At 70.3% G+C, this 25,234-nt stretch carries 19 protein-coding genes; 4 read left to right on the forward strand and 15 right to left on the reverse strand.

What is annotated here, in order from left to right:
• Position 1: 1 nt before the first annotated feature.
• From MKK50_RS03910 to MKK50_RS03925, 4 genes are all read left to right on the forward strand, one after another.
• A complete protein-coding gene (locus tag MKK50_RS03910) occupies positions 2-2,989 on the forward strand; it encodes a sarcosine oxidase subunit alpha family protein (protein WP_499020518.1) in 2,988 nt (995 codons plus the stop codon).
• Positions 2,982-3,572, forward strand: coding sequence for a sarcosine oxidase subunit gamma (locus MKK50_RS03915; protein WP_499020520.1), 591 nt, complete (start codon positions 2,982-2,984; stop codon positions 3,570-3,572). Before MKK50_RS03910 ends, MKK50_RS03915 begins: the two co-directional genes overlap by 8 nt.
• Before the next feature lie 130 nt (positions 3,573-3,702).
• Positions 3,703-5,064: an L-serine ammonia-lyase gene (locus MKK50_RS03920; RefSeq protein ID WP_499020521.1), complete on the forward strand. Its 1,362-nt coding sequence runs from the start codon at positions 3,703-3,705 to the stop codon at positions 5,062-5,064.
• Between the two features lie 385 nt (positions 5,065-5,449).
• Positions 5,450-5,704: a DUF1127 domain-containing protein gene (locus tag MKK50_RS03925; protein ID WP_499020523.1), complete on the forward strand. Its 255-nt coding sequence runs from the start codon at positions 5,450-5,452 to the stop codon at positions 5,702-5,704.
• Positions 5,705-6,128: 424 nt separating this feature from the next.
• On the opposite strand, the gene MKK50_RS03930 is transcribed toward MKK50_RS03925, so the two are convergent.
• The 15 genes from MKK50_RS03930 to MKK50_RS04000 form a co-directional block, all read right to left on the reverse strand.
• Positions 6,129-6,638, reverse strand: a complete 510-nt coding sequence (locus MKK50_RS03930; RefSeq protein ID WP_499020525.1) for a prolyl-tRNA synthetase associated domain-containing protein — start codon at positions 6,636-6,638, stop codon at positions 6,129-6,131.
• Between the two features lie 13 nt (positions 6,639-6,651).
• The gene (locus MKK50_RS03935; RefSeq protein ID WP_499020527.1) at positions 6,652-7,446 is read right to left on the reverse strand and encodes an adenine nucleotide alpha hydrolase family protein; all 795 of its coding nucleotides are present in this window, start codon (positions 7,444-7,446) and stop codon (positions 6,652-6,654) included.
• A complete protein-coding gene (locus MKK50_RS03940) occupies positions 7,443-8,663 on the reverse strand; it encodes an electron transfer flavoprotein subunit alpha/FixB family protein (RefSeq protein ID WP_499020528.1) in 1,221 nt (406 codons plus the stop codon). The genes MKK50_RS03935 and MKK50_RS03940 overlap by 4 nt, the downstream gene beginning before the upstream one ends.
• Positions 8,660-10,558, reverse strand: coding sequence for a (Fe-S)-binding protein (locus MKK50_RS03945; RefSeq protein WP_499020530.1), 1,899 nt, complete (start codon positions 10,556-10,558; stop codon positions 8,660-8,662). Before MKK50_RS03945 ends, MKK50_RS03940 begins: the two co-directional genes overlap by 4 nt.
• A 309-nt stretch (positions 10,559-10,867) precedes the next feature.
• A complete protein-coding gene (locus MKK50_RS03950) occupies positions 10,868-12,910 on the reverse strand; it encodes an oxidoreductase (RefSeq protein ID WP_499020531.1) in 2,043 nt (680 codons plus the stop codon).
• A gap of 69 nt (positions 12,911-12,979) precedes the next feature.
• Positions 12,980-14,125, reverse strand: a complete 1,146-nt coding sequence (locus tag MKK50_RS03955) for an FAD-binding oxidoreductase (RefSeq protein WP_499020533.1) — start codon at positions 14,123-14,125, stop codon at positions 12,980-12,982.
• 2 nt (positions 14,126-14,127) lie between these two features.
• Positions 14,128-15,387, reverse strand: a complete 1,260-nt coding sequence (locus MKK50_RS03960; RefSeq protein ID WP_499020535.1) for an aromatic ring-hydroxylating oxygenase subunit alpha — start codon at positions 15,385-15,387, stop codon at positions 14,128-14,130.
• Between the two features lie 124 nt (positions 15,388-15,511).
• Positions 15,512-16,306 carry a histidinol-phosphatase gene (gene hisN / locus MKK50_RS03965; RefSeq protein WP_499020537.1) on the reverse strand — a complete coding sequence of 265 codons (795 nt, stop codon included), beginning with the start codon at positions 16,304-16,306 and terminating at the stop codon, positions 15,512-15,514.
• Positions 16,307-16,309: 3 nt separating this feature from the next.
• Complete coding sequence (locus tag MKK50_RS03970) at positions 16,310-17,245, reverse strand: phosphotransferase (protein ID WP_499020538.1); 936 nt, start codon at positions 17,243-17,245, stop codon at positions 16,310-16,312.
• A 10-nt stretch (positions 17,246-17,255) separates the two neighbouring features.
• Positions 17,256-18,236, reverse strand: coding sequence for a phosphotransferase (locus tag MKK50_RS03975; RefSeq protein ID WP_499020539.1), 981 nt, complete (start codon positions 18,234-18,236; stop codon positions 17,256-17,258).
• Complete coding sequence (locus tag MKK50_RS03980; RefSeq protein WP_499020569.1) at positions 18,233-19,537, reverse strand: Zn-dependent hydrolase; 1,305 nt, start codon at positions 19,535-19,537, stop codon at positions 18,233-18,235. Before MKK50_RS03980 ends, MKK50_RS03975 begins: the two co-directional genes overlap by 4 nt.
• A gap of 32 nt (positions 19,538-19,569) precedes the next feature.
• The gene (locus MKK50_RS03985; RefSeq protein WP_499020541.1) at positions 19,570-21,405 is read right to left on the reverse strand and encodes a dipeptide ABC transporter ATP-binding protein; all 1,836 of its coding nucleotides are present in this window, start codon (positions 21,403-21,405) and stop codon (positions 19,570-19,572) included.
• The gene (locus tag MKK50_RS03990) at positions 21,405-22,328 is read right to left on the reverse strand and encodes an ABC transporter permease (RefSeq protein ID WP_499020543.1); all 924 of its coding nucleotides are present in this window, start codon (positions 22,326-22,328) and stop codon (positions 21,405-21,407) included. The genes MKK50_RS03985 and MKK50_RS03990 overlap by 1 nt, the downstream gene beginning before the upstream one ends.
• Positions 22,328-23,308: an ABC transporter permease gene (locus MKK50_RS03995; protein ID WP_499020545.1), complete on the reverse strand. Its 981-nt coding sequence runs from the start codon at positions 23,306-23,308 to the stop codon at positions 22,328-22,330. Before MKK50_RS03995 ends, MKK50_RS03990 begins: the two co-directional genes overlap by 1 nt.
• A 110-nt stretch (positions 23,309-23,418) precedes the next feature.
• Complete coding sequence (locus tag MKK50_RS04000) at positions 23,419-25,002, reverse strand: ABC transporter substrate-binding protein (protein ID WP_499020547.1); 1,584 nt, start codon at positions 25,000-25,002, stop codon at positions 23,419-23,421.
• Positions 25,003-25,234 lie beyond the last annotated feature (232 nt).

The raw sequence follows: 25,234 nt of genomic DNA on the forward strand, positions 1-25,234 counted from the left end.
GATGGCACAGCCGTTCAGATTGTCCCGCGGCGGACGCGTCGACCGCACCCGCCCCATCGTCTTCGAGTTCAACGGAAAGCCGGTCCACGGATACGCCGGCGACACCGTCGCCTCGGCGCTCTTGGCCAACGGCATCCACCTCGTCGGACGCTCGTTCAAGTATCACCGCCCCCGCGGCATCCTGAGCCATGGCCCCGACGAGCCGAGCGCGCTGCTCTCGGTCGATCGCGGGCCCGGCCGGATCGACCCGAACAACCGCGCCTCCGTGGTCGAAGCGCGTTCGGGGCTGCGCACGACCTCGCAGAACCACTGGCCATCGCTCGAGTTCGATGTCGGCGCGGTCAACGACCTGCTCTCGCCGGTCTTCGTGGCGGGCTTCTACTACAAGACCTTCATGTGGCCCCGGAAGTTCTGGGACCGGGTCTATGAGCCGTTCATCCGCGCCGCCGCGGGTCTCGGCAAGGCGCCGACGGTGGCCGATCCCGACCGCTACGCCAACCGCCACGCCCATTGCGACGTGCTCGTCGTCGGCGCCGGCCCGGCGGGTCTCGCCGCCGCCCTCGCTGCGGCGCGCACCGGCAAGCGGGTCATCCTCGCCGACGAGGGCGCGGAGCCCGGCGGCTCGCTCCTGCACGACACGACCTCGCAGATCGACGGACACCCGGCGGCGACCTGGCTCGCCGAGACGCTGGCCGAACTCGACGGCCGCGAGAACGTGATCCTGCTCTCCCGCACCACCGCCTTCGGCTACTACAACCACAACCACGTGGCGATGACCGAGCGCGTCACCGACCACCTGACCTCCGCCGCCGGCCAAGCGCCGCGCGAGCGCCTGTGGCAGGTGCGGGCGGGCGAGGTCGTGCTCGCCGGCGGTTCCCACGAGCGTCCCCTCGTCTTCGCCGATAACGACCGGCCGGGCATCCTGCTCGCCGAGAGCGTGCGGGTCTTCCTCAACCGCTACGGCGTCGCGCCGGGCCGCAAGCTCGTCTTCGCCACGAGCGGCGCCTCCGCCTACCAAGCCGCGATCGACGCGCGCGCTGCGGGCCTCGATGTCACCCTCGTCGATCTGCGCCTTGAAGCGGATTGCGGTCCGGAGCTGGCGCAGTTGCGCGCGGTCGGGGCCGAAGTATTGACCGGCCACACCGTGGTCGGGTCGAAGGGCCGGAAGCGCGTCACGGGTCTCATCGTGGCGCCTGTCGGGAGCGACGGCCGGTGCGGCGGCCGTCGCATTCTCCCATGCGACTGCGTCGGCATGTCCGGCGGCTGGACGCCCGCCGTCCACCTGTTCTCGCAGTCCCGCGGCAAGCTCCGCTACGACGACGCCATCGACGCCTTCGTGCCGAGTCTCTCGGCCCAGGCCGAGCGCTCGGCGGGTGCCGCCCGCGGCACCTACGACCTCGCCGCCTGCCTCGTGGACGGCTTTGCCGCCGGCGGCGCCGCCGCAGGCTCCGACGCACGGCAGGACTTCCAGGCCTCGGAGACGCTGACCGGCTTCCAGCCGGTGCGGATCATGCCGACGGACGCCAACCCGACCAAGGTCCGCGCCTTCGTCGACTACCAGAACGACGTCACCGCCAAGGACATCAAGCTCGCGGTCCGCGAGGGCTTCCAGTCGATCGAGCACGTCAAGCGCTACACCACGACCGGCATGGCGACCGACCAGGGCAAGACCTCGAACATGAATGCGCTCGGCATCGTCGCCGGGCAGCTCGACAAGGCCCTGCCCGCCGTCGGCACCACGACCTTCCGGCCGCCCTACACCCCGGTGACCTTCGGTGCGCTGGTGGGCCCCGCCCGCCACGCCCTGTTCGACCCGATCCGCACCACGCCGATCCACGAATGGGCCGAGGCCCACGGCGCCCTGTTCGAGAACGTCGCCCTGTGGCGGCGCGCTTGGTACTTCCCGAAGAACGGCGAGGATCTGCACGCCGCGGTCGCCCGCGAGTGCAAGGCGGTGCGCGAGGGTGTGGGCATCTTCGACGCCTCGACGCTGGGCAAGATCGAGATCGTCGGCCGGGATGCGGCCGAGTTCATGAACCGCCTCTACATCAACCCCTGGACCAAGCTCGCACCGGGCCGCTGCCGCTACGGGCTGATGCTGAAGGAGGACGGCTACATCCTCGATGACGGCGTCGTCGCCCGCGTCTCGGACGAGTGCTTCCACGTCACCACCACCACCGGCGGTGCCGCCCGCGTGCTCGGCCACATGGAGGACTACCTCCAGACCGAGTGGCCGGACCTCGAAGTGTTCCTGACCTCGACCACCGAGCAATGGGCGGTGATCGCGCTCCAGGGCCCGAAGGCCCGCGCCGTGATCGCCCCGCTCGTGGACGGCATCGACCTGTCGCCGGACGCCTTCCCGCACATGGCGATGCGCACGGGCACGATCTGCGGCGTGCCGACCCGGCTGTTCCGCGTGTCGTTCACCGGTGAACTCGGCTTCGAGATCAACGTGCCCGCCGACCACGCCCGCGCGGTCTGGGAAGCGGTGTTCGAGTCGGGCCAGGCCCACGGCATCACGCCCTACGGCACCGAGACGATGCACGTGCTGCGCGCCGAGAAGGGCTACATCATCGTCGGCCAGGAGACCGACGGCACGGTGACCCCGGACGATGTCGGCATGGCCGGCATGATCCCGAAGGCCAAGGGGGATTTCGTCGGCAAGCGTTCCCTGGCACGTCCCGACGTGGTCGCCACCGGCCGCAAGCAGCTCGTCGGCCTCATGACCGACGATCCGAAGTTCGTCCTCGACGAGGGCGCGCAGATCGTCGCCGACACCAACCAGCCGATCCCGATGCGCATGCTCGGCCACGTCACGTCGAGCTACTGGAGCGCCAATTGCGGGCGCTCCATCGCGCTGGCCCTGGTCGAGGGCGGACGCGAGCGGATGAACGGCCATCTCTTCGTCACCACGCCGGACGGCTTCACCCGTGTCACCGTCTGCGAACCGGTCTTCTTCGACGTCCAGGGGGAGCGTATCAATGCTTGAGACCCGCTACCGCGCCGCCCGCGCCCTGCCGCTCGGCGCTCAGACCCGCACGGCCTCCGCCGGTTCGGGCGTGTCGGTCCGCCCCGCGGGCGCCGAGGCGCGCTTCTCCCTGCGGGCACGGCTCGCCGAGGGCGCCGCGCCGAAGCTCGCCGGGCTCGCGCTCGACGCGCCGATCAACACGGTCGGCACCGACGGCGAGGTCTGGCTCGCCCGCCTCGGGCCCGACGAGTGGCTCGTCGGCGGCCCCGAGGCCGATGCCGACCTGCTGCAGGGCCGCTTCCACGAGGCGCTCGCCGGGCTGCCCCACTCCCTGGTCGACGTCTCGCACCGCAATGTCGGCATCGACGTGTCGGGCCGGCAGGCCGCGGCGGTGCTCAATGCCGGCTGCCCGCTCGATCTGTCCGAGGCTGCCTTCCCGCCGGGCAGCGCCACCCGCACCCTGCTCGGCAAGTCCGAGATCGTGCTGATCCGCGCGAGCGCCGCCCCGCTCTACCGCGTCGAGTGCTGGCGCTCGTTCTCGACCTACGTTCACGGCCTCCTCAATGAGGCCGTCTTCGGGGTCGAAGGATCCGCCGCGCATTGATGCAGGCTGGCGGCGAGCCCATCTCCTGGCTATGTCCCCCCGCGCCGGCATCCTGTCGTGATGCGCGCCTTCCCCCGAACTTGCATCTGCTTGCGGGCGAGGCACCTTTTTTTAGAGAGCGACGGACTCGATGATCAGCACCTTCGATCTGTTCAAGATCGGGATCGGTCCGTCGAGTTCCCACACCGTCGGGCCGATGATCGCCGGGCGCCGGTTCCGCGAAACCGTGCTCGCCCGCGGCGGCGTCGCCCGGGTGAGCGCCGAGATCTACGGCTCGCTCGCCTGGACCGGACGCGGCCACGGCACCGATGTGGCGATCCTGCTCGGGCTCATGGGCCACGCGCCCTCGACCATCGACCCGGACCGGACCGCGCCGCTCGCCGACGAACTGCGCCGTACCGGCGACCTTGGCCTTCCGGGTGTCGTCTTCGAGACTGAGCGCGATCTCGTCTTCAACTTCAAGGACATCCTGCCGCTGCACACCAACGGCATGCGCTTTCGCGCCTACGATGCCGGGGGGGCGCTGATCGAGGATCAGATCTTCTACTCGGTCGGCGGCGGCTTCGTCGTCACCTCCGCCGAGGCGGAAGCCGCCTCCGCCGGAGATGCAGGGCAGGAACCGCCGCCGCTCGCCTTCGGCAGCGGGCGCGAACTCCTCGACCTGACCCTGCGCACCGGCCTGACGATCCCGCAGATCCAGCTCGCCAACGAGTTGACCCTGCGCCCGCGCGAAGCCATCGATGCCGGCCTCGACGCGATCCGCGACGCGATGTTCGCCTGCATCGAGCGCGGCCTGCGCATGGACGGCGAATTGCCCGGCGGCCTGCGGGTGCGGCGGCGCGCCAAGCGGCTCTACGAGTCGCTGGAGGCGACGAAGCTCTCCAACAGCCGCCCGGCCCACGAGATCATGGATTGGATCAGCCTCTACGCGCTGGCCGTCAACGAGGAGAACGCCTCAGGCGGCCGGGTGGTGACGGCGCCGACCAATGGTGCGGCCGGCATCGTCCCGGCGGTGCTGCGCTACACCCGCGACTTCTGCCCCGACTGGAGCGACGAGCGCGGACGCGACTTCCTGCTCACCGCCGCCGCCATCGGCGGGCTGATCAAGGCCCGCGCCTCGATCTCGGGGGCGGAGGTCGGCTGCCAGGGCGAGGTCGGCTCGGCCGCGGCGATGGCGGCGGCGGGGCTCACCGCAGCGCTCGGCGGCTCGGCCTTCCAGATCGAGAACGCCGCCGAGATCGCCATGGAGCACCATCTCGGCATGACCTGCGATCCGATCGCCGGCCTTGTCCAGGTGCCCTGCATCGAGCGCAACGCCTTTGGCGCCAACAAGGCCGTGGTGGCCGCCTCGCTGTCGCTACGCGGCGACGGCCAGCACCGGGTGAGCCTCGACGAAGTGATCGAGACCATGCGCCAGACCGGCCACGACATGCAGGCCAAATACAAGGAAACCTCGCTCGGCGGGCTGGCCGTCAACGTCGCCGCCTGCTAGCCCGCCACTCGGGCGGAACTGGGTTTCCGCCCTGCGATGCGACCGATCGGACATCGGCCGGGCCCCTCCCGATCAGTTCGGCTGTTGACCGATCCCGCAACCCCTCTTCCGCCACCGGGAGAGGGGTTTTCGCGTTGAGGGCGGCGTTCGAAGGACGGCTCTCGGCGGTCGAAGAGCGATGCTCCGGCGACCCGGCTGTCCGCCCCGGCTCAAGTATAGCGATCGTCTGCACGGCAGCGCCCATGCACGATAGGTAAGCAAACTGCTAAAAGTCGGACTTTCCTGCTCATTGCATGCGCATCAAGCAGAGCTGCTCCCAAGCTTCCGCGCTCCTCCGAAGACGGAGGAAGCCTCATATGAAATCGCAACGCGAACCGTCCTCGTCTTGATCAACGACGGTGCGATCGAGGCTCGTCACATGTTTTCCAAATTTCTTGAAAGTGTTCGTACCCACTTCCGCGCCCGGGCCGACGAAGAAGCGCTGATGAACCTGAGCGATGCAGCTCTGGACGATATCGGCCTGACCCGCGGCGCGGTCTCTGAGTTGCTGACCGGCTCCGAGCCGGCACGTCCGGAAGCGATGGCGATCACGCCGCTCTTCGCGGCCCTCGCCTTCCCGACCGCGCTGCAGGGCGCCTGAGCCTCGCTCGCGAAACGTCCGCCGCACGTCGCGCCAGGGCGGAAGCGCTCGGCGTTCGAAAGCTCGGTGAGGCCATCTGAGCGCCGGCTCGACGGCGCGTGCGAAGGGTCGTAACGGGCCGGCAGAGGGCGGCCCCGCCTTGGAACCCGATCTCGGACCCGGCCCGGTCTTCGAGGTTCCCCGGACACAGCAGCGGCCCCGAACGCCCTTTCTCAGTCGCCGTGTGAGCGCTCTGGGAGGGTCTTCGGGGCCGCTGCTGTGTGTACAGGGTCGCCGGCTAGAGCCGTATCCGACCTGATTGCATCAGGCCGGCGTCTCTAGATCCTTGTTTTGACGCGCATTCTTTCGACGAACCGGTTTCCACTTCGTCGGAATGCGCTCTAGGTTGGAGAGCGCCCGCGGCACGAGGCGCGGACGAGCCCCTTCAGGCCGCCGCACTCTCCGGGAGCGCGAACGGCGTGGGCTCGTGCCCCTCGGCCCGAAGGGCTTCCACGAGGTCGGCCGGAACGAGCGAGAGCGTGCGGGTGCTGACGAGCGGGTGGATGTTGACCCGCGTCTCCTCCAGCAGGCTATCCTGAAGGAATACCCGTACGCTGCCCGGCGCAGCGTTGAGTGCGGCCAGCGGCGAGACGGCCCCGCTCTCGACCCCGAGCTGTTCGTGCAAGGCGTCAGAGCTCGCGAAGGACAGGCCGCCGCGTGCGCCGAGCACGGCGCGGAACGCCTTCAGATCGACCTGAGCGTCATGCCGGAGCGTGAGGAGGAAGTAGGTCTTCTTCCCATCGCGCAGGAACAGGTTCTTGGTGTGGGCACCGGCGATGTCGCCGCAGACCGCCATCATCGCCTCGACGGTGAGGACGGCTTCGTGCTCGTAGAGCTTGTAGGCGATGCCGCGCTCGCGCAGCCGCGTCAGCAGGTCGTCCGGGCTCAGGGGCATTGTTGCGTCATCCTCAAGTCTTCGGTTCCGCCGGCGGCGCGACCACGCCGATCTGCCGGAGATAGGCGAGGATCTCGCGGGCGGCGTCTTCGGGATCGGGCTGGATCAGGAGCCGGCCGCTCGCGGCCGAGCCGCCCTCGCCGGTGGCCGCCTTGAGCCGCTCCGCCGCCGAACCGCCGGCCGGCGCGCCCTTCACGATCTTCGGCCGGCGGCGATAGGGCCGCTCCTCCACCGCCAAGGCCGCAGCCGGGAGGGCGGCGGGCGCGACGGCCAGCGCCTCGACGCGCCCGCGGCGCGCCCGGCCATAGGCGTAGGCGAGGGGGGCGGGGGCGTCCGGGTGGCAGGTGACGACGACCGGCCCCCGCACCACCACCCGGCGCAGGGCGCCGCGCCCGAGGCTCTGATCGAGGCGTAAGGCCCCCTCTGCTTCGAGCGCCGCCGCGACCACATCGGGCACCAGGGGCATCGAGAGGCTGCTGGCCAGGGCGTAGGGTACGAGGCCGCTCTCGTCGCCGCCCTGGCTGCGCCGCCCGGCCAGGACGACGTCGGGGGCGATCGCGGCGAGCCGCGCGGCGAGCGCCGGCACCGGATCGTCGCCTTCCCCGACCGCGACGTGCTCGATGCGGTCGAGCCCCTGGCCCAGCGCCTCGGCCACCGCGGCGGCGTCCGGCCCGGCATGCAGGCCGACGATCTTGGCGCTCCGGCCGAGCCCGGCGGCCATCCGGATCGCCTGTGCCTCGAGCCGCGGCAGCACGGGTGCCCCGGAGACCGGATGGAGCCCGGCGGAGAGGAGGACCGCGATTCTCATGACGCCTTCCCCTCTCCGGCGGCCTCTTCCGCGAGCAGCCGCAGCAGGGCCGGCATCACGGCCTGGGCGTCCAGCACCACGGCGAGGCCCGCCCGCTCGATCATCGCCGCGTGGAGATCGGTGTTGACCGCCACCACGTGCTCGCAGCCGGCCACACCCTGGAGGTGCTGCGGCGCGCCGGAGATGCCGAGCGCAAAGTAGCAGGTCGCCGCGAGCACCGTGCCCGAGGCGCCGACCTGGGTGTGGCGCGGCATCAGCCCGGAATCGCACAGCACGCGGCTGGCGCCGGGCGTCGCGTGAAGTGCCGTCACCACCTCGCGGAAGGTGTCGAGATCGGAAAGGCCGTTGCCCGCCGACACCACGAACTCGGCGAGCGCGAGCGGCACGGTCGCGGGGTCGGCCGGGATGCGCGTCGCGGAGACGATGCTTTTGGCAACATCCGGCGCCGAGCCCTCGAAGGGCAGGGCACGAGCCTCCCGCGGCGCGCCGGCATAGTCGGCGACCGCGTCCGGCGCCACCGTGGCGAGGCGGGGCGGGGCGAGGCTCTGCTCGACCCGGCGGCCCCTGGCCGGGCGGACCAGCCCCTTGGCGGCGACCACTTCGGCGTTGGTGAACAGGGCCTCACCAAGGCCCACCGCGACGCGGCGGGCAAGGTCGCCGCCATCGAGCGATTCCGGGAACAGGACGTGGCGCGCCCCGAGGTCTGCGAGCGCGGCCTCGACGCGGGCGGCCCGAGCCGCCGGATCGTAGCCCTCCGCGCCGTCGAGCCGGAGCACCCGGTCGGCGCCCGCCGCACCCAGCCCCTCGCACTCGCCTTCCACGATCACCGCGACGGCGCCCTCGCGCCCGGCCAGCGCGCGCGCCGCGCCGATCAGCTGCCGGTCATGGCCCGAGAGGCGGCCGCCGGGGGCGTCCGGCACCACCGCGACGAGGAAGGCGGGCGTCTCGACGATGATCGTCTTCGGTGCCTCGGCCACCGACGCGGTCCGGGGTGCGGCGGTGACGGCCTCCCCGATCGCGCGGCTGATCTGGCTGAGGTCGTAGCGCAACCGCGCAAAGCCCCCGATGCGCTGCGCCTCGCGCTCGGCCCGCGGATCGCGGCGGGGGCGGCCGGAACCGGTGGCACGGCGGGTGCGGTCGTAGCGGGGGCGGAGTCCCTCGCCGGCGAGGAAGTGGGCGGCCCACTCGGCGCGCGGGTCGCGGCGGGGGCGACTCATCGGCCCGCCTCCACCGCCTGGAGCAGCAATTCGGCCACGTCGCGAATCTCCGCCTTGCGGTCGGTCACGCCCTCCAGCATCGCCGTGCAGGAGGGGCAGGCGACGGCGACGATGCCCGCACCCGTCTCGGCGGCCTGGGCCATGCGGATGTCGGGGATGCGGCGCTCGCCCGGCACGTCGCTCACCGGCGCGCCACCGCCGCCGCCGCAGCACATCGCCCGGCGCCCGGAGCGGGTCATCTCGCTGCGGGTCACGCCGATGGCGTCGAGCACCGCGCGCGGTGCCTCGGTCTCCCCGTTGTAGCGGGCGAGGTAGCAGGGGTCGTGATAGGTCACCGAAAGGTCCGGCAGGCGGCCCGGATTGAGCTTGCCCGCCCGGATCAGCTCCAGCAGGAGGGCGGTGTGGTGCACGACCGTGTAGCGCCCGCCGAGCGCCGGATACTCGTTGCGCAGCGCATGCAGCGCGTGCGGGTCGGCGGTGACGATCCGCGTGAAGCGGTATTTGCCCAGCGTCGCGATGTTCTCCCGCGCCAGCGCCTGGAAGGTCGCCTCGTCGCCGAGCCGGCGGGCGAGGTCGCCGGTGTCGCGCTCCTCCGCGCCCAGCACCGCGAAATCGACTTGCGCCTCGCGCAGCAGCTGCACGAGGGCGCGGAGCGAGCGGCCGTAGCGCAGGTCGTAGGCGCCCTCGCCGAGCCAGAGCAGGACATCGACAGGCTCACGCTCTCCGATCCGCGGCAGGTCGAGCCCGGCGGCGAAATCGGTGCGGGAGCCAAGCGGGCGCCCGCCGGGATCGCCGGACTGGCGCAGCTCCGTCACCGGGACGACGGCCTTCTCAGGGAGAGCCCCGCGCTCAAGCGTCTCGTGACGGCGTAACGACACCACCGCATCGACGTGCTCGATCATCATCGGGCATTCCTCGACGCAGGCGCGGCAGGTGGTGCAGGACCACAGCGTGTCGGGGTGGATGCGCGCGTCGGGCCCGATCAGCCGGGCCAAAGCCCCGCGCTCGCCCTCGGCCGCCCGGCCGCCGGGATAGGGGTTGCCGGCGTAAGCGGGCTCCGCGGGCGAGAGGCCAGCGACGAGATCCTGAATCAGCTTCTTGGGGTTCAGCGGCTGGCCGGCGGCGTATGCCGGGCAGGCGGTCTCGCAGCGCCCGCAGCTCACGCAAGCGTCGTAGGACAGGAGCCGGTTCCAGGTGAAGTCGGCCGGCATCTCCGAGCCGAGCCGGGGCGCGTCGAGGTCGAGGGGCTGGAGCGCGGTGTCGGGGCGGCCCTCGAACCGACCGGGCCGGGGATGGGCGACGAGGTGAAGCGCGCCGGCCGCCGCGTGGCGCATCGGGCCGTGGCGCACCTCGTAGGCGAGGCCGAGCCCGCCCGCCGCCGCAAGCGCCAGGGCGACGGAGCCGAACACGCCGCCGGCGCCGAAGGCGAGCAGCAGCGCGGTGAGCGTGCCGCCGATGGCGTAGGCAAGGAGCAGGAAAGGCAGGATCTGGAAGTGGCCGGCGGAGAGGCGCTTCTGCTTGGCCGGATAGCGCCGGGCGCCGACGAGCAGGGAGCCGACCGCCGTCACCCCGAAGGCGAGCGCCACGAGGAACCAGTAGGGCCGGAAATCGGCCAGCGGCGGCAGGATCGCCAGCGCCGTCAGGATCGAGGCCGCGAGCAGGCCGCCGGCCACGACCGCGTGCATGCGCGAGGCATAAGGATCGCGCGCCACGACGTGGTGGACATCGACGAGATAGCGCCGGGGCAGCTTGGCCAGCCCGTCGAGCCACGCCACCGGCGCGGCGGCGCCGACGCGCCAGAGGGCGGCGCGGCGCGAGACCTGAACGAGAGCGAGCGCCGCCATCAGCCAGACGAGGCCGGGAAACACCGTGGTCAGGGGGATGACGCTGGTCATGACGGTGGTCTCAAGGGCCGGACTGTGGTGTGCACTTCATCGCCCCCGGATGAAGCGTTCGAAGGCCATGCATCCCCTCTCCCCGCTTGCGGGGAGAGGGCCGCGACGACCCCGTCGTCGACGCGGCGAGGCGGCAGCCGAAGGTGAGGGGGCGGTTCAGGGCGAGCCTCTCGCGGCCACGCCCCCTCACCGCCGCTCCGGCTTCGCCTCCACTTCCCGCAGGCACGACAGGGTGCCTGCAGGCCTCTCCCCGCGTGCGGGGAGAGGGGGGGAGCCACGGCGGGCCCGTTCGCACCGCGATGAACAGGATCAAAGATCCTTGCACAGCCGCAGAGCGTCGTAGATCGCCGCGTGGATGTTGCGGCCGGCCACCGCGTCGCCGATGCGGTAGAGGGCGTAGCCCTTCGACAGGTCGTAGGGCTGCGGCTCGCCGCGGATCATCGCTTCTTGGTCGGTCTGGCCGTGATTGACCGCAGCACCCTTCAGCGAACGGTAGAGCCCGTCCACGGGCAGCGTGCCGTGATCGACGACGATGCGGTCGACGAGGCGCTCCTCCTCGGCGTCGGTCATGGTGTTGCGCAAAGCCGCGACGAAGCGGTTGCCCTCGGGGTAGATCTCGATCAGCTCCATGTTCGGCGTCATCACCACGCCGAGCTTGTACAATTCGCGCAGATGGATCGGCTGGTTGGTGGTGCCGACCTCTTCCGCGACCATGCGGTCGTGGGTGGCGATCTCCACGAGGCAGCCGCGCTTGGCCAGTTGCTCGGCCACCGAAGCCGCGTTGTGCTGGCCCATCTCGTCGTAGAGCAGCACCGAGCCGGTGGGCTCGACCGCGCCGGTCAGCACCTCGGTGGTGGTCACCGCGTGCTGCTCGGCGCCCTTGGCGTGACCGCGGAAGGGCGTGCCGCCGGTCGCGACAATGACCACGTCGGGCTTCTCGGCGCGGATCGCCTCCTCGGTCGCCTCGGTGTTGAGGCGCAGATCGACGCCGAGCTTGGTCACCTGCGCCACCAGCCAGCGGGTGATGCCCGACATCGCCTCGCGCCAGCCGGCTTTCGCCGCGATGCCGATCTGGCCGCCGGCAACCGCATTCTTCTCGAACAGCACCACCGCATGGCCGCGCTCGGCGCAGACGCGGGCCGCCTCCAGGCCGCCGGGGCCGGCGCCGACCACCACGACGCGGCGGCGCACATCCGCCTTGCGGATCTCGTGCGGCATCGTCGCCTCGCGGCCGGTGGCGGCGTTCTGGATGCAGAGCGCGTCGCCGCCGACATAGATCCGGTCGATACAGTAGCCGGCGCCGACGCATTGGCGGATGTCGTCGGCCCGGCCCTCGGAGAGCTTCTTCACGAGGTGCGGGTCGGCGATGTGAGCGCGCGTCATCGCCACCATGTCGACATGGCCTTCCGCGACCGCGCGGGCCGCGGTGGCGAGATCGGTGACGCGCTGGGCGTGGAACACCGGGACGTCCACCTCGCGCTTGATCGCGCTCGGCAGGAACAGGAACGGGGCGACCGGGAACGACATGTTCGGCAGCGAGATCGCGTGGGCGATGTGGTCGCGCGCCTGACCGCCGAGGATGTTGAGGAAGTCCACGAGGCCGCGCTTGGCGTATTCAGCGGCGATCGTCAGGCAATCCTCTTGGCTCAGGCCGTCGGCGATCATCTCGTCGCCGGACATGCGGATGCCGATGACGTAGTCGTCGCCGGCCGCCTCACGCATCGCCTCCAGCACCTCGATGCCGAAGCGCATCCGGTTCTCCAGGCTGCCGCCGTATTGGTCGGTGCGCTGGTTGACGGACGGCGACCAGAACTGGTCGATCAGGTGGCCGTGGGCGGCCGAGACCTCGCAACCGTCGAGCCCGCCTTCCTTGCAGCGGCGCGCGGCCTGGGCGAAGCTCTTGACGATGCGGGCGATGTCCTCCGCCTCCATCTCCTTCGGGATGGTGCGGGAGGCGGGCTCGCGCCGGGGGGAGGGCGAGACGGTGGGGAGCCAGTGCTCGGTGTCCCACTTGGTGCGCCGGCCCATATGGGTGAGCTGAATCATCAGCTTGCCGCCGTGCGCGTGCACCCGGTCGGAGAATTGCTGGAAGAATGGGATCACCGAGTCGTCGGCGACGGAGATCTGGTTCCAGGGCGCGGCGGGGCTGTCGACGGCGACCGAGGACGAGCCGCCGAACATGGTGAGCCCGATGCCGCCCTTGGCCTTCTCGGCGTGGTAGAGTTGGTAGCGCTCCTGCGGCTTGCCGTCCCGGCCGTAGCCGGGGGCGTGGCTCGTGGACATCACCCGGTTTCGGATGGTGAGGCCCTTGATGGTGAGCGGCTTCAGCAGCGCGTCGGCATTGGCGATCACGGGACGACTCCCGAAGACATGGGGAAAGCTTGGGGACGCGAAGAGTGCCGGCCCGGCGGCCGGGATCATTCAGCGTTCGACGACGAGGTCGCTGGTCGGCTTGGAGCAGCACAGCAGCGCCATGCCGGCGTCGATCTCGCGCTGGCGGATGCCGCCGGCATGAGTCATGGCGACGGTGCCCGAGGTGAGCTTCGACTTGCAGGTGCCGCACAGGCCCTTGGCGCAGGAGGAGGGCAGGCGGATGCCGGCCTTGCGGGCGGCGTCGAGCACCGTCTCGTTCTCCGGGCATTCGAGCACGCGGCGGGTCTTGGCGAACTGCACCCGGAAGGTGCGCACGCCGCCCGCGGGCGCGGCCTCGGCATCGAGCTCCTTGCCCGCCTCGGCCGCGGCTTCCTGCTCGGCCTCCGGCAGTTCGCCGAAGTCGAAGCTCTCCTGATGGTGCCGGGCCATGTCGAAGCCGGCATCTTTCAGCATGGCCCGCACCGCGTCCATGTAGGGCTTGGGGCCGCAGACGAAGACTTCGCGCTCGGCAAAGTCCGGCACCGCCGCGCGCAGGATGTCGAGCGACAGCCGGCCCTTCGGACCCGCCCAAGTCTCGCTCGGGGAATCGGTCTCGCAGACCGCGTGGAAGCGGAAGGCGGGATCGAGCCGGGCGATCGTCTCAAGCTCGCCCCGGAACACGATGTCGGCGGGCGAGCGGGCGGAGTGGACGAAGGCCACGTCGCGGGCCTCGCCCAGATCGTGGAAGGTGCGCGCCATCGACATCATCGGCGTGACGCCGCTGCCGCCGGACAGGAGCAGGTACTTCTTGGCCGGATGGGTGAAGCAGGAGAACTCGCCCATCGGCCCGAGCGCGCGCACGGTGTCGCCGGGCTTCAGGTTGTCGTGCAGCCAGTTCGAGACCGGGCCGCCGGCCACCCGCTTGACGGTGAACGAGACCGCGTTCGGCCGCGTCGGCGCCGAGGAGACCGTGTAGCAGCGGTGGATGGTCTCGCCGCCGACCTCGAAGGAGAAGGTCAGGAACTGGCCCGGCGCGTAGGCAAAGCGCCGGGGTTCTTTCGGGGCGAGCACGAAGGTCTTCACGTCGTGCGTCTCGTCGCGCACCGCGAGGCAGACCAGCCTGTCGTCGGCCTCCGCATCCCAGGGCGCGGAGGCCGCGAGCCGCGCGGCGGCCGGCTCGGCCGAGGCGGGGGCCGGGAGGGGAGCCGACGTCATGCTCAGCGCCCCAGATGCGCGGCCATGCGGCCGACATACCAGTTGCAGAATTTCTCGACGAGCATCTCGGTGTGCGGCGAGTAGGGGCCGGGCTCGTAGGCCGGGCTCGCGACACCCTGCTGGCAGATGCCGACGAGTTCGCTGTCCTGATCGTTGGTGGCTTCCCAGACGCCGGTGAGGTTGGCGAGATCGTAATCGACGCCCTCGACCGCATCCTTGTGCACGAGCCACTTGGTGCGCAGCAGCGAGCGCTCGGCATCGAGCGGCAGCACCGAGAAGGTGACGATGTGGTCGCCGAGGAAGTGGTGCCAGGAATTCGGCTGCGTCCAGACCGACAGGCCGCCGGCCTTGGCGCTGGTGAGGTTGCCCAGAAGCTTCTTGCAGGCGGCCTTGGTGTCGAGGGTGTGGGACTCGCCCTCACCGTCGAGCGGCAGCCGCTCGGTGCGGAAGCCCGTGATCATGGTGTCGAGCTCGTCGATCTCCTTCGACGGCAGGCCCTCCGCCTCCCACTCGCCGTGGCGGGTGTTGAGCAGGCAGCCGTAGCGCTCGGCGTTGGCGCGGTCGTGCTCGTCCATCTCCTCCGGCGCGAAGCCGAAGCCGTAGGCGAAGAGCGGCACGGTTAGTTCGGGATGGTTGGCCCCGCAATGGTAGCACTCGCGGTTGTTTTCCATCGTGAGCTTCCAGTTGCCGGGCTCGATGATGTCCTTCTGGAAGGCGACCTTGGTCTCGCGCACGTTGTGCGGCTCGATATAGGGGCCGAGGCGGGCGGCCATGTCGTCGAAATCGGCCGGGGGCTCGTTGGCGAGGCAGATGAAGAGCAGGCCGGCGAGCGAACGGACATGGACCGGCTTGAGGCCGTGGCAGCCCTTCTTGAAGTCCGGGCCCATATGCTCGGCGTGGATCAGGTTACCGGTGAGGTCGTAGGTCCAGGAATGGTAACGGCAGACGAGGTTGCCGACCGTGGACTTCTCGTCGTGGACGAGCCGGGCGCCGCGGTGGCGGCAGACATTGTGGAAGGCGCGGATCTCGTTGTCGTCGTCGCGCACGATCGCGACCGAGGTCTTGCCGATATCGACGACCATGACGTCGCCGGCCTCCGGCACGTCGGGCTCGACGCCGACATAGATCCAGTGGCGGCCGAAGATGATCTCCATATCAGCCTCGAACACCTCGGGGCTGAGGTAGAACGGAGCCGCGAGGGTGTAGCCGGGGCGGCGCTCGCGCAGCAGGCGCTGAAGCGGGGTCGGCGTCACATCGAGCATGGGGACCTCCCGAGCCGTATCTGGCTTTCGGGAATTATTGTTCGGCGAGGTCCGCGTCGCTTCCATATCAGCGACATCCCCTTGGCAAACCGCGACGCGGGGAAATCGGCGGCTTCAAGTCGCCCTACGCCCGCAGGACAGCCAGCGCCTCGGCGTGCAGTTCAGGCGTCGCCGCCGCGAGCACCCGCCCGTCGGAGGCGAGGGAGAGGTCCTCGCCGCTCCAGTCGGTGATAACCCCGCCCGCCGCCCGGATCACCGGCACCAGGGCCATGTGATCGTAGGGCTGAAGGCCGGTCTCGGCGATCAGGTCACAATGGCCGGAGGCCAGCAGGCCATAGGCGTAGCAGTCGCCGCCGAAGCGGCGCAGGGCCGTTTTTGCGATCAGGCGTCGATAAGAGGCCTCGTCCGCCCCGGTGAAACCCTCGGGCGAAGTGGTGAAGAAGCGCGCCGCCGACAGGCTCCGGCAGGTGCTGGTCCGCGCGGGCTCGGCCCCGAAGCGGGCCTCCCCCGGTACGCCGGTCCAGCGCTCGCCGAGTGCGGGCATGTCGATCAGCCCGACGACCGGCGCCCCTCCGTCGAGGAAGGCGATCAGGGTGCCGAACAGCGGCAGGCCGGTGACGAAGCTCTTGGTGCCGTCGATCGGGTCGATCACCCAGACCGGGCCGTCGCCGGGCGTGGCCCCGGGCTTCACCCCCATCTCCTCGCCGAAGATGCCGTGATCGGGAAACCGCGCCTCGATCAAGCTGCGCAGGCGCACCTCGATGGCGCGGTCGGCCAGCGTCACCGGGCTCTCGTCGGCCTTCGTCACGATGTCGAGCGGGGTGCGGAAATAGGCCAGCGCGATCGGGCGCGCGGCCGCGGCCAGTTCGGCCGCGAAGGCGAGGATATCGTCGGGCGCGAAGGTTTCGGACGTGGTCATCGCTCAGAGCGCCTTCAGGAAGAGCGGCCAGCGTGGGTCGTTCATGATCGAGCGGGCGCGCATGTGCTTCCAGATCCCGTATTTGTAGAAATCGAAGTCGAGGGTGGAGATGCGGTTCTGCACCATCGCCCAGGTCGACCATTTCACGTCGGCGAGCGCCTTGTGCACCATCAGGCGCGCGAACAACGCTTCGTCGTAGCGGCCGAAATACTGCTCGATCAGTTCACGATCGACGCTCTCGGGGAAGAACATCTCCCCGCTCCAGATCGCGATGTCGTAGAGCCGGTCGTTGTTGGAGGCGTACTCGAAGTCGATCAGGAGGATCGAGCCGTCCTCGCCGAGGAGGAAGTTGCCCGGCATCGGATCGTTGAAGCAGGGCACGAGGTCGAGGCCGGAGGCTTCGAGCGCCGCCCGTGCCAGCCGGGTCTGGCGGGTCAGCCAGGCTTGGTCGGGCGGCAGGAGCGCGCCGAGTTCGGCGGCTTGGCGATCATGCTCGTCGATCATGTCGAACACGGTCTTGGTCAGCGGCAGGAGCGGGGCCGCGTGGAAGCGGCGGTAGACGCGCATCGCCTCCGCCCGCAGGGCCGGCTCGGCGAAGTCGCGGTTGGTCGAGGGGCGGCGCCCGTCCACGAACTCGGCGATCTCGATGCCGTGCGCGTCGAGATCGTCGAAGGTGCGGGGGCCGAGGCCGATCACCTCCGCCTGCCGGCTGGCGGCGCGGGCGGCGGCGCGGTCGATGAACATCTCGGTGCCGCGGCCCGGCATCTTGACGAAGTAGGGATGCGGCTCGCCCTCGATCTCGACGCGCCAGTTGACGTTGCTGATCCCGCCGAGCACCGGGCGGTAGCGCGTCGGGCGTCCCTGCCAGCGCGGGACGGCGCGCAGGGCGGCCTCGAAGGCGTGCTCGGCTTCCGTTGCGGCATGGCCCAGAGCGATCATGGTCGTCTCCTCACAAGGCTCTCAGGGTTTCCTCGAAGCCCGGACGGCCGACGCGCATCCGGCAGCGCAGGAAGCGCCACGCGGCGTACTTGCGAAATTCGAGCCCGCGGCGCGGCGAGAGCCGGTCCATGACGAGCGCGCGCAAGGCCCAATGCAGATCGTCGGCGGCGGCATAGGCGCGGGCGCGGTTGAACACGTCCGGCCGGAACGCGCCCTCCGCCATCTCGATGCCGGCCTGCATCGGTGTCTCGAAGGGGCAGGCCTCGTTGAGGAAGGCGCCGAGCTGGTAATGGGGGTCGGTGTCGCAGGCCATGTCGAAATCGACGAGTTGCAGGGCGCCTCCGGGGCCGAACATGAGGTTCGAGGCGTGCGGGTCGGCATGCGCCGGGCGGAGATCGGTGCCGGCAGCCGTCAGCGCCGCCTCGATCGCCTCGGCCCAGTCGAACAGGAACCACGCATCGGGCGGCAGGGCGTCGGCGCCCGGCACGAGCAGGGCGCGAAGGTCACGGATCGCGTCGAACACACTCCAGGGCCGGCCGAAGGGTTCGCCCGCGCCGATCCGGCGGAAGGCCTCGATCACCGTGGCCATGCTGTCCGGTTGCTGAAGCGTGTCGAGGGTGGCCGGGCGCCAGTCCGGGCCGAGGCACCGGAACAGGATCGCGCCCTGCTCCGCCGCGACATGCAGCGGTTCCGGCGCGAGGCCCAGCGCCGCGATCTGTTGGGCCGCGCGGAAGGCGGCGATGGGATCGAGCAGCGCGGCGGCGCAGGGCTCGGAGACCTTGAGGAACAGGCTCGGCGCGACGCCCTGGGCTTGCGCGACGTAGAAGGTCGTGGATTCGACCCCGTGATAGGAGGGCGAGGCGAGGCCCGGCACCGCCACGGCGTAATGCGGCTCCTTTCCGTGCAACGCCGGCAGCGCGGAAAAGGCCTGCGCCAGGGCGGCCTCGGCCAGCCGCTCGGGCGCGTCCTCGGGAACCCCCAGCGCCTTCATCGCCCCTCTCCCGCGGTCTCGATCGCGGCCATACCCTCGACCGCCAGGATCATCAGCATGTCGGCGAGCACCTGCGTGCCGAAGGCCTGGTCCTCCGGGCTCGCGAACTCGGTCGGGTGGTGCATCACGCCGCCGCGGCAGGGCACCGCCAGGACGACGGACGGGCAGACCGCGCTGAGGCTGACGGCGTCGTGGCCGCCGATCGTGTCGAGGTGGCGGGTCGTCGTGCCGTTGGCCGTGCCCGCGCGCTCGGCGAGCCGCACGAGGCCCGGCGCCATCGGGCCGGCGGCGCGCCGGTCGATGGCGCGCACCTCGTGATCCACCTCCGCGCGGGCGGCGGCCAGCTCGATGGCCGCCTTGAGCCGGAGTTCGGCCTCCTCCAGGATCGCGGGCGAGCCGGAGCGCAGCTCGATGAACAGAACCGCCTCGCTCGGGACGGTGTTGGGCGAGTTCGGCCGCACTTCGAGCCGGCCGACGGAGCTGTGCAGGTCGAGGCCGTAATCGGCCGTCATGGCCTTGAGGTCGGCGATCAGGTAGGCGGCGCCGAGAAGCGCGTCGCGCCGCTCGGCCATCGGCGTCGGGCCGGTATGGGCTTGGCGCCCGAGGAAGGCGAGGCGGTACTTGGTGGCGCCCCAGTAGCGGGTGAAGGCGCCAAAGTGCAGGCCCTCGCGCTCGAGGATCGGCCCGCCCTCGATATGCAATTCGATGAAGGCGTCCGGCACCGGCACGGCGTCGCTCCCGGCATAGCCGATCCGCGACAGGGCCTCGCCGACGGTGACGCCGTCGCCGTCGCTGCGGGCCAGCGCCCAGTCGAGACGGGCCGCACCGGTGAAGACGCTGCTGCCGAGCAGGCTCGGCTGGAAGCGGGCGCCCTCCTCGTTGGTCCAGTTGGCGACCGTGACGTTGCAGGCCGGCGCCACGCCCGCCGCTTCGAGCGCTTCGCGCACGGACAGGATGGCTTCGCAGGCAGCGAGCACGCCGAGCGTGCCGTCGAAGCGCCCGCCATTGGGCTGGCTGTCGAGATGCGAGCCGACCATCACCATCGGCGCGCCGGGCCCCGCGAGTTCAAGAACGCCGAACTGGTTGCCGATCGCGTCGACCTTCGGCGTAAAGCCGTGCGCGGAAAACCACGCGGCGAGCCAGTCGCGCGCTTGCCCGTCCTCCGGCGACAGGGTCAGGCGGGTCAGCGCGCCGTCCGGCCCGGCGCCGAAGGCCGAGACCGCCTCCATCATTGCCTGGAGGCGGGCGGGGTCGATCCGCACGGGGCGCAGATCCGTCCTATCGGCCGGCATATCGGGCATGGATCTCATCGATGTCTCGAGGAAGGGCGGCATCAGGCGGCGCCCGCGAGCAGGGCGGCGGCGCCCGGCACGCGGTGGCAGGCGGCGAAGTCGTGCGCGCCGCGCACGGTGAGGAACGGGGGATGCGTCGCGCAGGCCTCGAACGCCTGCGGGCAGCGTGAGCGGAAGGCGCAGCCCTGCGGCAGGTCGATCGGGCTCGGCGGCTCGCCCTCCATCAGGCAATCCTCCGGCCGATAGCGCCGTGCCTCCAGGGCCGGCATCGCAGAGAGCAGGGCGCGGGTGTAGGGATGGCCGGGATCGAAGAACAGGCGCTCGTTGTCGGCGAGTTCCACGACCTCGCCGAGATACATCACCGCGATGCGATTGCAGGCTTTGCGCACCATCGCGAGGTCGTGGCTGATGTAGATGTAGGTCAGCCCGTGCGTGCGCTGGAGTTTCTCGAACAGGGCCAGCAACTTGAACTGCTCGGTCTGGTCGAGGGCGGAGAGCGTCTCGTCCATGAGCAGGATCTGAGGCTCCAGCACCATGGCGCGGGCGACGTTGATCCGTTGGCGCTGCCCGGCCGAGAGCCCGAGCGGCAGGTCGTCGTAGAGCGCGACGGGCAGGCCGACATCGTCCATCACCGCGCGCACCCGTTCGCGGATCTTTCGCGGGTCGCGCCAGCCATGGGTGCGAAGGGGCGCCTCCAGCATGGCGCCGATGCCGGTGCGCGGCGGCAGCGAGTTGAACGGGTCTTGGAGCACCAGTTGCAGCTTGCGGCGGAAGCCGAGGAGTTCGGCCCCCGACAAACCGGCGATGTCGCGGCCCTCGCACAGCACGCTGCCGCCGCTCGGGCGCTCGAGACGGCTCAGCAGCCGCATCAGGGTGGACTTGCCACAACCGGATTCGCCGACGACGGCGAAGCTGTCGCCCTGAGCGATGTCGAAGGTGACGTTGCGGACCGCCCGCAAGGCGCTGGTGCCGGCAAAGCTCCCGCGCCGCTTCACCCGGTAGGTCTGCGACACGTCCCGCAGGCTGATGATCGCCTGGGGCGGCCGCGCGCCGGGGGCCTTCGGCATCGCGGGCAGACTGGGACGCTCGCCCCAGATCACCGGGATCTGCGCGACGAGATCGCGGGTATAGGCGTGGCGTGGCGCAGCGATCAGCGCCTCGGTCGGCTGCTCCTCGACCAGCCTCCCCGCATCGATCACCAGGGTGCGGCTCGCCGCCTCGCGGGCCACGGGGAGCGAGGACGAGACGAACAGGATCGCCGTCTCGAAACGCTCGGTGAGTTCGCGCATCAGGCGGATCACCTGGGCGGCCACCGTCACGTCGAGGGGCTGGGTCACGTTGTCGGCCACCAGCAGGGCCGGGTTCGAGACCATGGCATCGACGATGAGCGCCCGCTGCATCATGCCGCCGGAGAATTGCGAGGGGTAATCGTGGAAGCGCGCGGTGGCCGAGGGGATGCGCACGGCATCGAGCAGGGCGATCACGCGCGCCTGCGCCTCTTTCCGGCTCACCTCCGGCATCACCGCGCGCAGCTTCTCGACGATCTGGCGCCCGACCGGCAGAGTCGGGTCGAGGGCGCCCATCGGGTCGGCGCCGACATAGGCGATGTCGCGGCGCAATCCCCGCATCGCCCGCGGCGGCAGTCCGAGGAGATCCTGTCCGCGGAAGGACACCGTGCCGGAGCGGATGGCGAGCGGAGGGGTGATCCAGTTGACCACGGCGCGCGACAGCACGGTCTTGCCCGCGCCCGAGGCGCCGACCACGCCGACGATCTCGCGGGGGGCGACGTCGAAGCCGATCCCGTCGAGGATGGTCCGCTCACGGCCCGGAAGGGTGAGGGCGACGGAGAGGTCGCGGACGCAGAGCACCGGGTCCATCAGGCGCCCCCGTGGATCGTGTTGCGGGCGCGCTCGAAGGCGGCGCCGATCAGGTTGATGCCGGTGAGCGTGAGGCACAGGAACACGCCGGGCATGGTGGCGATCCACCACGCGTTGAGCAGGTATTTGCGCCCGTCGGCGATGATGGAGCCGAAGGTCGGCGTCGGCGGCTGCACGCCCAGCCCGAGGAAGCCGAGCGTCGATTCGAAGATCATCATCCGCGCCACGTCGAGCACCGAGGTGAAGAGCAGCGGCGGCACCAGCAGCGGTACGAGGAGGGTGAGAATGATGCGCGGATGCGTGGCGCCCGAGACTTGCGCGGCGCGCACGTATTCGCGCCCGCGCTCGGCCATCACCACCGAGCGCATCACGCGGGCATAGACCGGCCAGTTCGACAGGCCGAGGACGAGGATGATCGCGGGGATCGTCGGGCGGTCGGCGCCGAGCACGGCGATGGCCAGGATGATCATCGGGATCGAGAGCTGCGCGTCGGTGATCCGCATGATCACCGTGTCGGTGCGCCCGCCGAAATAGCCCGCGACCGTGCCGAGGGCGCAGCCGATGACCACGGTGACGGCGACGGACGCGACGCCGATCAGCAGTGAATAGCGCAGGCCGACGAGGCAGCGCACCAGCATGTCGCGGCCGATCTGGTCGGTGCCGAGCGGGTGGGCCCAGCTCGCCTTGTCGCCGAGGAACAGCGGCGGCAGCAGGCGGGCGCGGATGTCGCGCATCGCCGGGTCGATGCCGCTCAGTTCAGGGTAGAGGGCGGCGGCGAGCACGAGGAGGACGAGCACGGCGAAGCCGACGCGAAAGCCCCCGGAGCGGGCGGCGCGCCCGAGGATGCGCCGGCCGATGGAGCGCGACGCCGTGACGTCGACGCGCGGCGGCACGAGCGCCAGGGAAGAATCCACGGCATCCATCAGTATTCGAGCCTCGGATCGATGGTGGTCGCCGCGAGATCGACGAGGATGTTGATGAGGACGAAGATCGCGCTGGTGACGATCGCGATGCCCTGGATCAGGGGGAAGTCGCGCTGGAGCACGGCGTTGATGGTGAGCAGCCCGAGGCCGGGATAGTCGAAGATGTACTCGACGATGATCACGCCCCCGAGCAGCGAGGAGAACTGCACACCGAGCAGATTGAGCAGCGGCACCGAGGCGTTACGCAGAGCATGCGCGGCGACGATGCGTGGGCGCGACAGGCCGCGGACATGGCCGACGGCGACGTAAGGTTCGCCCATCTGCGCCGCCACCGCGCTCGACAGCGTCCGGATCAGCACCGGCGACAATTCGACGGCGAGCACCAGGGCCGGCAGCACCGTGTAGGAGAAGCCGCCATAGCCGATCGCCGGCAGCCAGCCGAGCTTCACCGACAGGAGCAGGGCGAGCACGATGCCGAGCCAGAAGTTCGGGATCGAGATGAAGACCGAGGAGACCGCGAAGGCGAGCCGGTCGAAGAACCCGCCGGGGCGCAGGCCCGCGGCGATCCCGAGCAGGGCCGAGAAGACCAGAGCGATGGCGAGGGCCAGGGCGGCGAGCTGCAGGGTCATCGGCAGGGTGTCGAGGATGAGGTCGCCGACGCCGGCCCGCGCGCCGCGGGTCAGGTCGTCGAAGTTCGCGCCGCCCGTCGCCGCGCCATTGGCCGGCCGCACGAAGCTGCGGCCGAGATCGCCCTGGACGACCCCTGCCGCGTAGCGCCCGAATTGCACGATGATCGGATCGCGCAGGCCCATCGTCGTGGCGATCTGCTCCACCAGGGAATCGGGCGCCATTCCGCCCACCATCTGGCGCACGGGGTTGCCCGACATCACCCGCAGCAGGGTGAAGATCAGCAGCGAGACGAGGAAGATGATGACCGCACCCTGCGCGAGGCGCCGGGCGAGGAAGCTGAGAACGAACATCGAGGGCTACAGGTCCGGTGACGGAATCGGCAGGGCGGGGCCCGGCCGCCCGCGAAGGCGGGCCGGGTCACGCGCCGGGCGCGGGCAGTCCGGTCAGGCGGTCTTGCCGGTCAGGCGGTTTTGGAGGCGTCGATCGAGCCGTCCGGGTAGATATAGAGGCCCTTCAGCTCCCGCTGCATCGCGTGGATCATCACCGAGGTGAACAGCGACAGCGCCGGCATCTTGGCGGCCAGCAGCGGCATGGTCTCGTTCTGGAGGATGGCCTTGCGCTCCTCCAGCGTCGGCGCCGACCGCTCACGATCCAAGCTCGCGTCGATCTCAGCATCCGCGATGCCGGTGATGCGGTGAGAGGAGGAGTGGAAGTGGGTGCGCAGCACCAGATCCGGCTCGGGCGAGGCGGTGGACCAGCCGCAATCGACCATGTGGCCCGGCCCGCCGCCAGGGCGGTGGTAGAGCCGCTCGTTCCAGGCCGCCGGCTCCAGCACCGTGAGGCTCACCGGAAAGCCCTGCTCGTTGAGCATCGCGGTGATGACTTCGCCGTACTCCTTGGTCTTCGGGTAGAAGCCGACCGAGGTGATGTATTCGAGCGGCGGCAGCCCCTTGCCCTTGGGGTAACCGGCCTCGGCCAGCAGTGCCTGCGCCTTGGCCGGGTCGTAGGCCGGGTAGTTCTTCAGATCGACGTAGCCGAACTTCACCGGCGAGATGAAGTTGGCGCAGGCGTGGCCCGCCGCGCCGAGGATCTCCAGCAGCATCGCCCGGTCGATCGAGTGGCAGGCGGCCATGCGCACCCGCACGTCGTCGAAGGGCGGCTTGGAACAGCGGAACCAGAGATACTTGTTCTCGACCGAGACGACCTCGTTGATCGCGATCTTCGGGTTGTTCTTCACCGTCTCGACCTGCTCGGGTTCGAGACGCTCGACGATCGAGGCCTGACCGTTCATCAGCGACAGCATCCGCGTGGTCGAATCGCCGGTGAAGGTGAAGTTGATGCCGGGAATGCCGGGCTTGCCGCGGAAATAGCCGTCATGGGCCTTGAGCACGGTGTCGTTGCCGCGCTGCTCGACGAAGCGGAACGGGCCGGTGCCGTTCAGGCGCCGGGTGAGGGCGCCGCCCGGCCCCTCGGCGATGTCCTTGGCCGAGAGGATGGGGAGGAACGAGGCCAGGAAGATGAAGAGGTGGGCGGGGTAGCCGCCCTTCGAGGTATCGACGATCACGGTCTCGTCGTCGGGCGTGGTGATCGTCAGCGTCTCGGTCGGGCCGGGATACCACTGCGCCGGCCGGTCCTTGCCCGAACCGTATTCGAAGGTCGCCTTGACGTCCTCGGGCCCGAACGGCTTGCCGTCGTGGAAGTGCACGCCCTTGCGCAGCTTGATCTGCAGGCGGTGCGGATCGAGGAGTTTGATGTCGGTGGCGAGTTCGTAGACGACCTTGCCGGGGTCATCGAGGGTCATCGGCGTGCGGGTGAGGAAGCCCATCACGAAGCCCTCGATGTTCTTCTGCGAGAGCGTGGTGTGGGCGGTCGGGTCCCAGTTGCCGGTGATGTTCTCGGCCGAGAGGAAGACCAGCGGCTTGCCCGCCTGCGCGAAGGCCGAGGAGATCAGGAAGTCGGGATTGATCTGGGCAAAACCCACAGCAGCGACGCTGCCCTGTAATACTCCCTGCAGAAACCGTCTGCGGTCCATCGTACCGGCCATGCTGAGGCTCCCGCGTTTCCACGCATCCATCAAAGTGGTCAAAAACCACATTGCAGGACCCGTGCCAGAAGCCACAAAACACACAGACCGGTCAGCTTGGCGGGAATAGCTGCCGGGTGGCCGAAGCGTTGAGGGGGCGACTGGCCGCTCACCGCAGGAGCCTGCTCATTTTAACGGCAGATCGCGGGCGAGACGTGCCGGCCAATGCAAACAGCCCGCCGACCGCCCCGCC

It is taken from the genome of Methylobacterium sp. J-043 (assembly GCF_022829505.1).
In the GTDB taxonomy this organism is placed as follows: domain Bacteria; phylum Pseudomonadota; class Alphaproteobacteria; order Rhizobiales; family Beijerinckiaceae; genus Methylobacterium; species Methylobacterium extorquens_A.

Excerpts from the sequence above, each read along its gene's own strand:
- MKK50_RS03910 (WP_499020518.1), top strand. The coding sequence starts at position 2 with ATGGCACAGCCGTTCAGATTGTCCCGCGGCGGACGCGTCGACCGCACC.
- MKK50_RS03915 (WP_499020520.1), top strand. The coding sequence starts at position 2,982 with ATGCTTGAGACCCGCTACCGCGCCGCCCGCGCCCTGCCGCTCGGCGCT.
- MKK50_RS03920 (WP_499020521.1), top strand. The coding sequence starts at position 3,703 with ATGATCAGCACCTTCGATCTGTTCAAGATCGGGATCGGTCCGTCGAGT.
- MKK50_RS03930 (WP_499020525.1), bottom strand. The coding sequence starts at position 6,638 with ATGCCCCTGAGCCCGGACGACCTGCTGACGCGGCTGCGCGAGCGCGGC.
- MKK50_RS03935 (WP_499020527.1), bottom strand. The coding sequence starts at position 7,446 with ATGAGAATCGCGGTCCTCCTCTCCGCCGGGCTCCATCCGGTCTCCGGG.
- MKK50_RS03940 (WP_499020528.1), bottom strand. The coding sequence starts at position 8,663 with ATGAGTCGCCCCCGCCGCGACCCGCGCGCCGAGTGGGCCGCCCACTTC.
- MKK50_RS03945 (WP_499020530.1), bottom strand. The coding sequence starts at position 10,558 with ATGACCAGCGTCATCCCCCTGACCACGGTGTTTCCCGGCCTCGTCTGG.
- MKK50_RS03955 (WP_499020533.1), bottom strand. The coding sequence starts at position 14,125 with ATGACGTCGGCTCCCCTCCCGGCCCCCGCCTCGGCCGAGCCGGCCGCC.
- MKK50_RS03960 (WP_499020535.1), bottom strand. The coding sequence starts at position 15,387 with ATGCTCGATGTGACGCCGACCCCGCTTCAGCGCCTGCTGCGCGAGCGC.
- hisN (WP_499020537.1), bottom strand. The coding sequence starts at position 16,306 with ATGACCACGTCCGAAACCTTCGCGCCCGACGATATCCTCGCCTTCGCG.
- MKK50_RS03970 (WP_499020538.1), bottom strand. The coding sequence starts at position 17,245 with ATGATCGCTCTGGGCCATGCCGCAACGGAAGCCGAGCACGCCTTCGAG.
- MKK50_RS03975 (WP_499020539.1), bottom strand. The coding sequence starts at position 18,236 with ATGAAGGCGCTGGGGGTTCCCGAGGACGCGCCCGAGCGGCTGGCCGAG.
- MKK50_RS03980 (WP_499020569.1), bottom strand. The coding sequence starts at position 19,537 with ATGCCCGATATGCCGGCCGATAGGACGGATCTGCGCCCCGTGCGGATC.
- MKK50_RS03985 (WP_499020541.1), bottom strand. The coding sequence starts at position 21,405 with ATGGACCCGGTGCTCTGCGTCCGCGACCTCTCCGTCGCCCTCACCCTT.
- MKK50_RS03990 (WP_499020543.1), bottom strand. The coding sequence starts at position 22,328 with ATGGATGCCGTGGATTCTTCCCTGGCGCTCGTGCCGCCGCGCGTCGAC.
- MKK50_RS03995 (WP_499020545.1), bottom strand. The coding sequence starts at position 23,308 with ATGTTCGTTCTCAGCTTCCTCGCCCGGCGCCTCGCGCAGGGTGCGGTC.
- MKK50_RS04000 (WP_499020547.1), bottom strand. The coding sequence starts at position 25,002 with ATGGCCGGTACGATGGACCGCAGACGGTTTCTGCAGGGAGTATTACAG.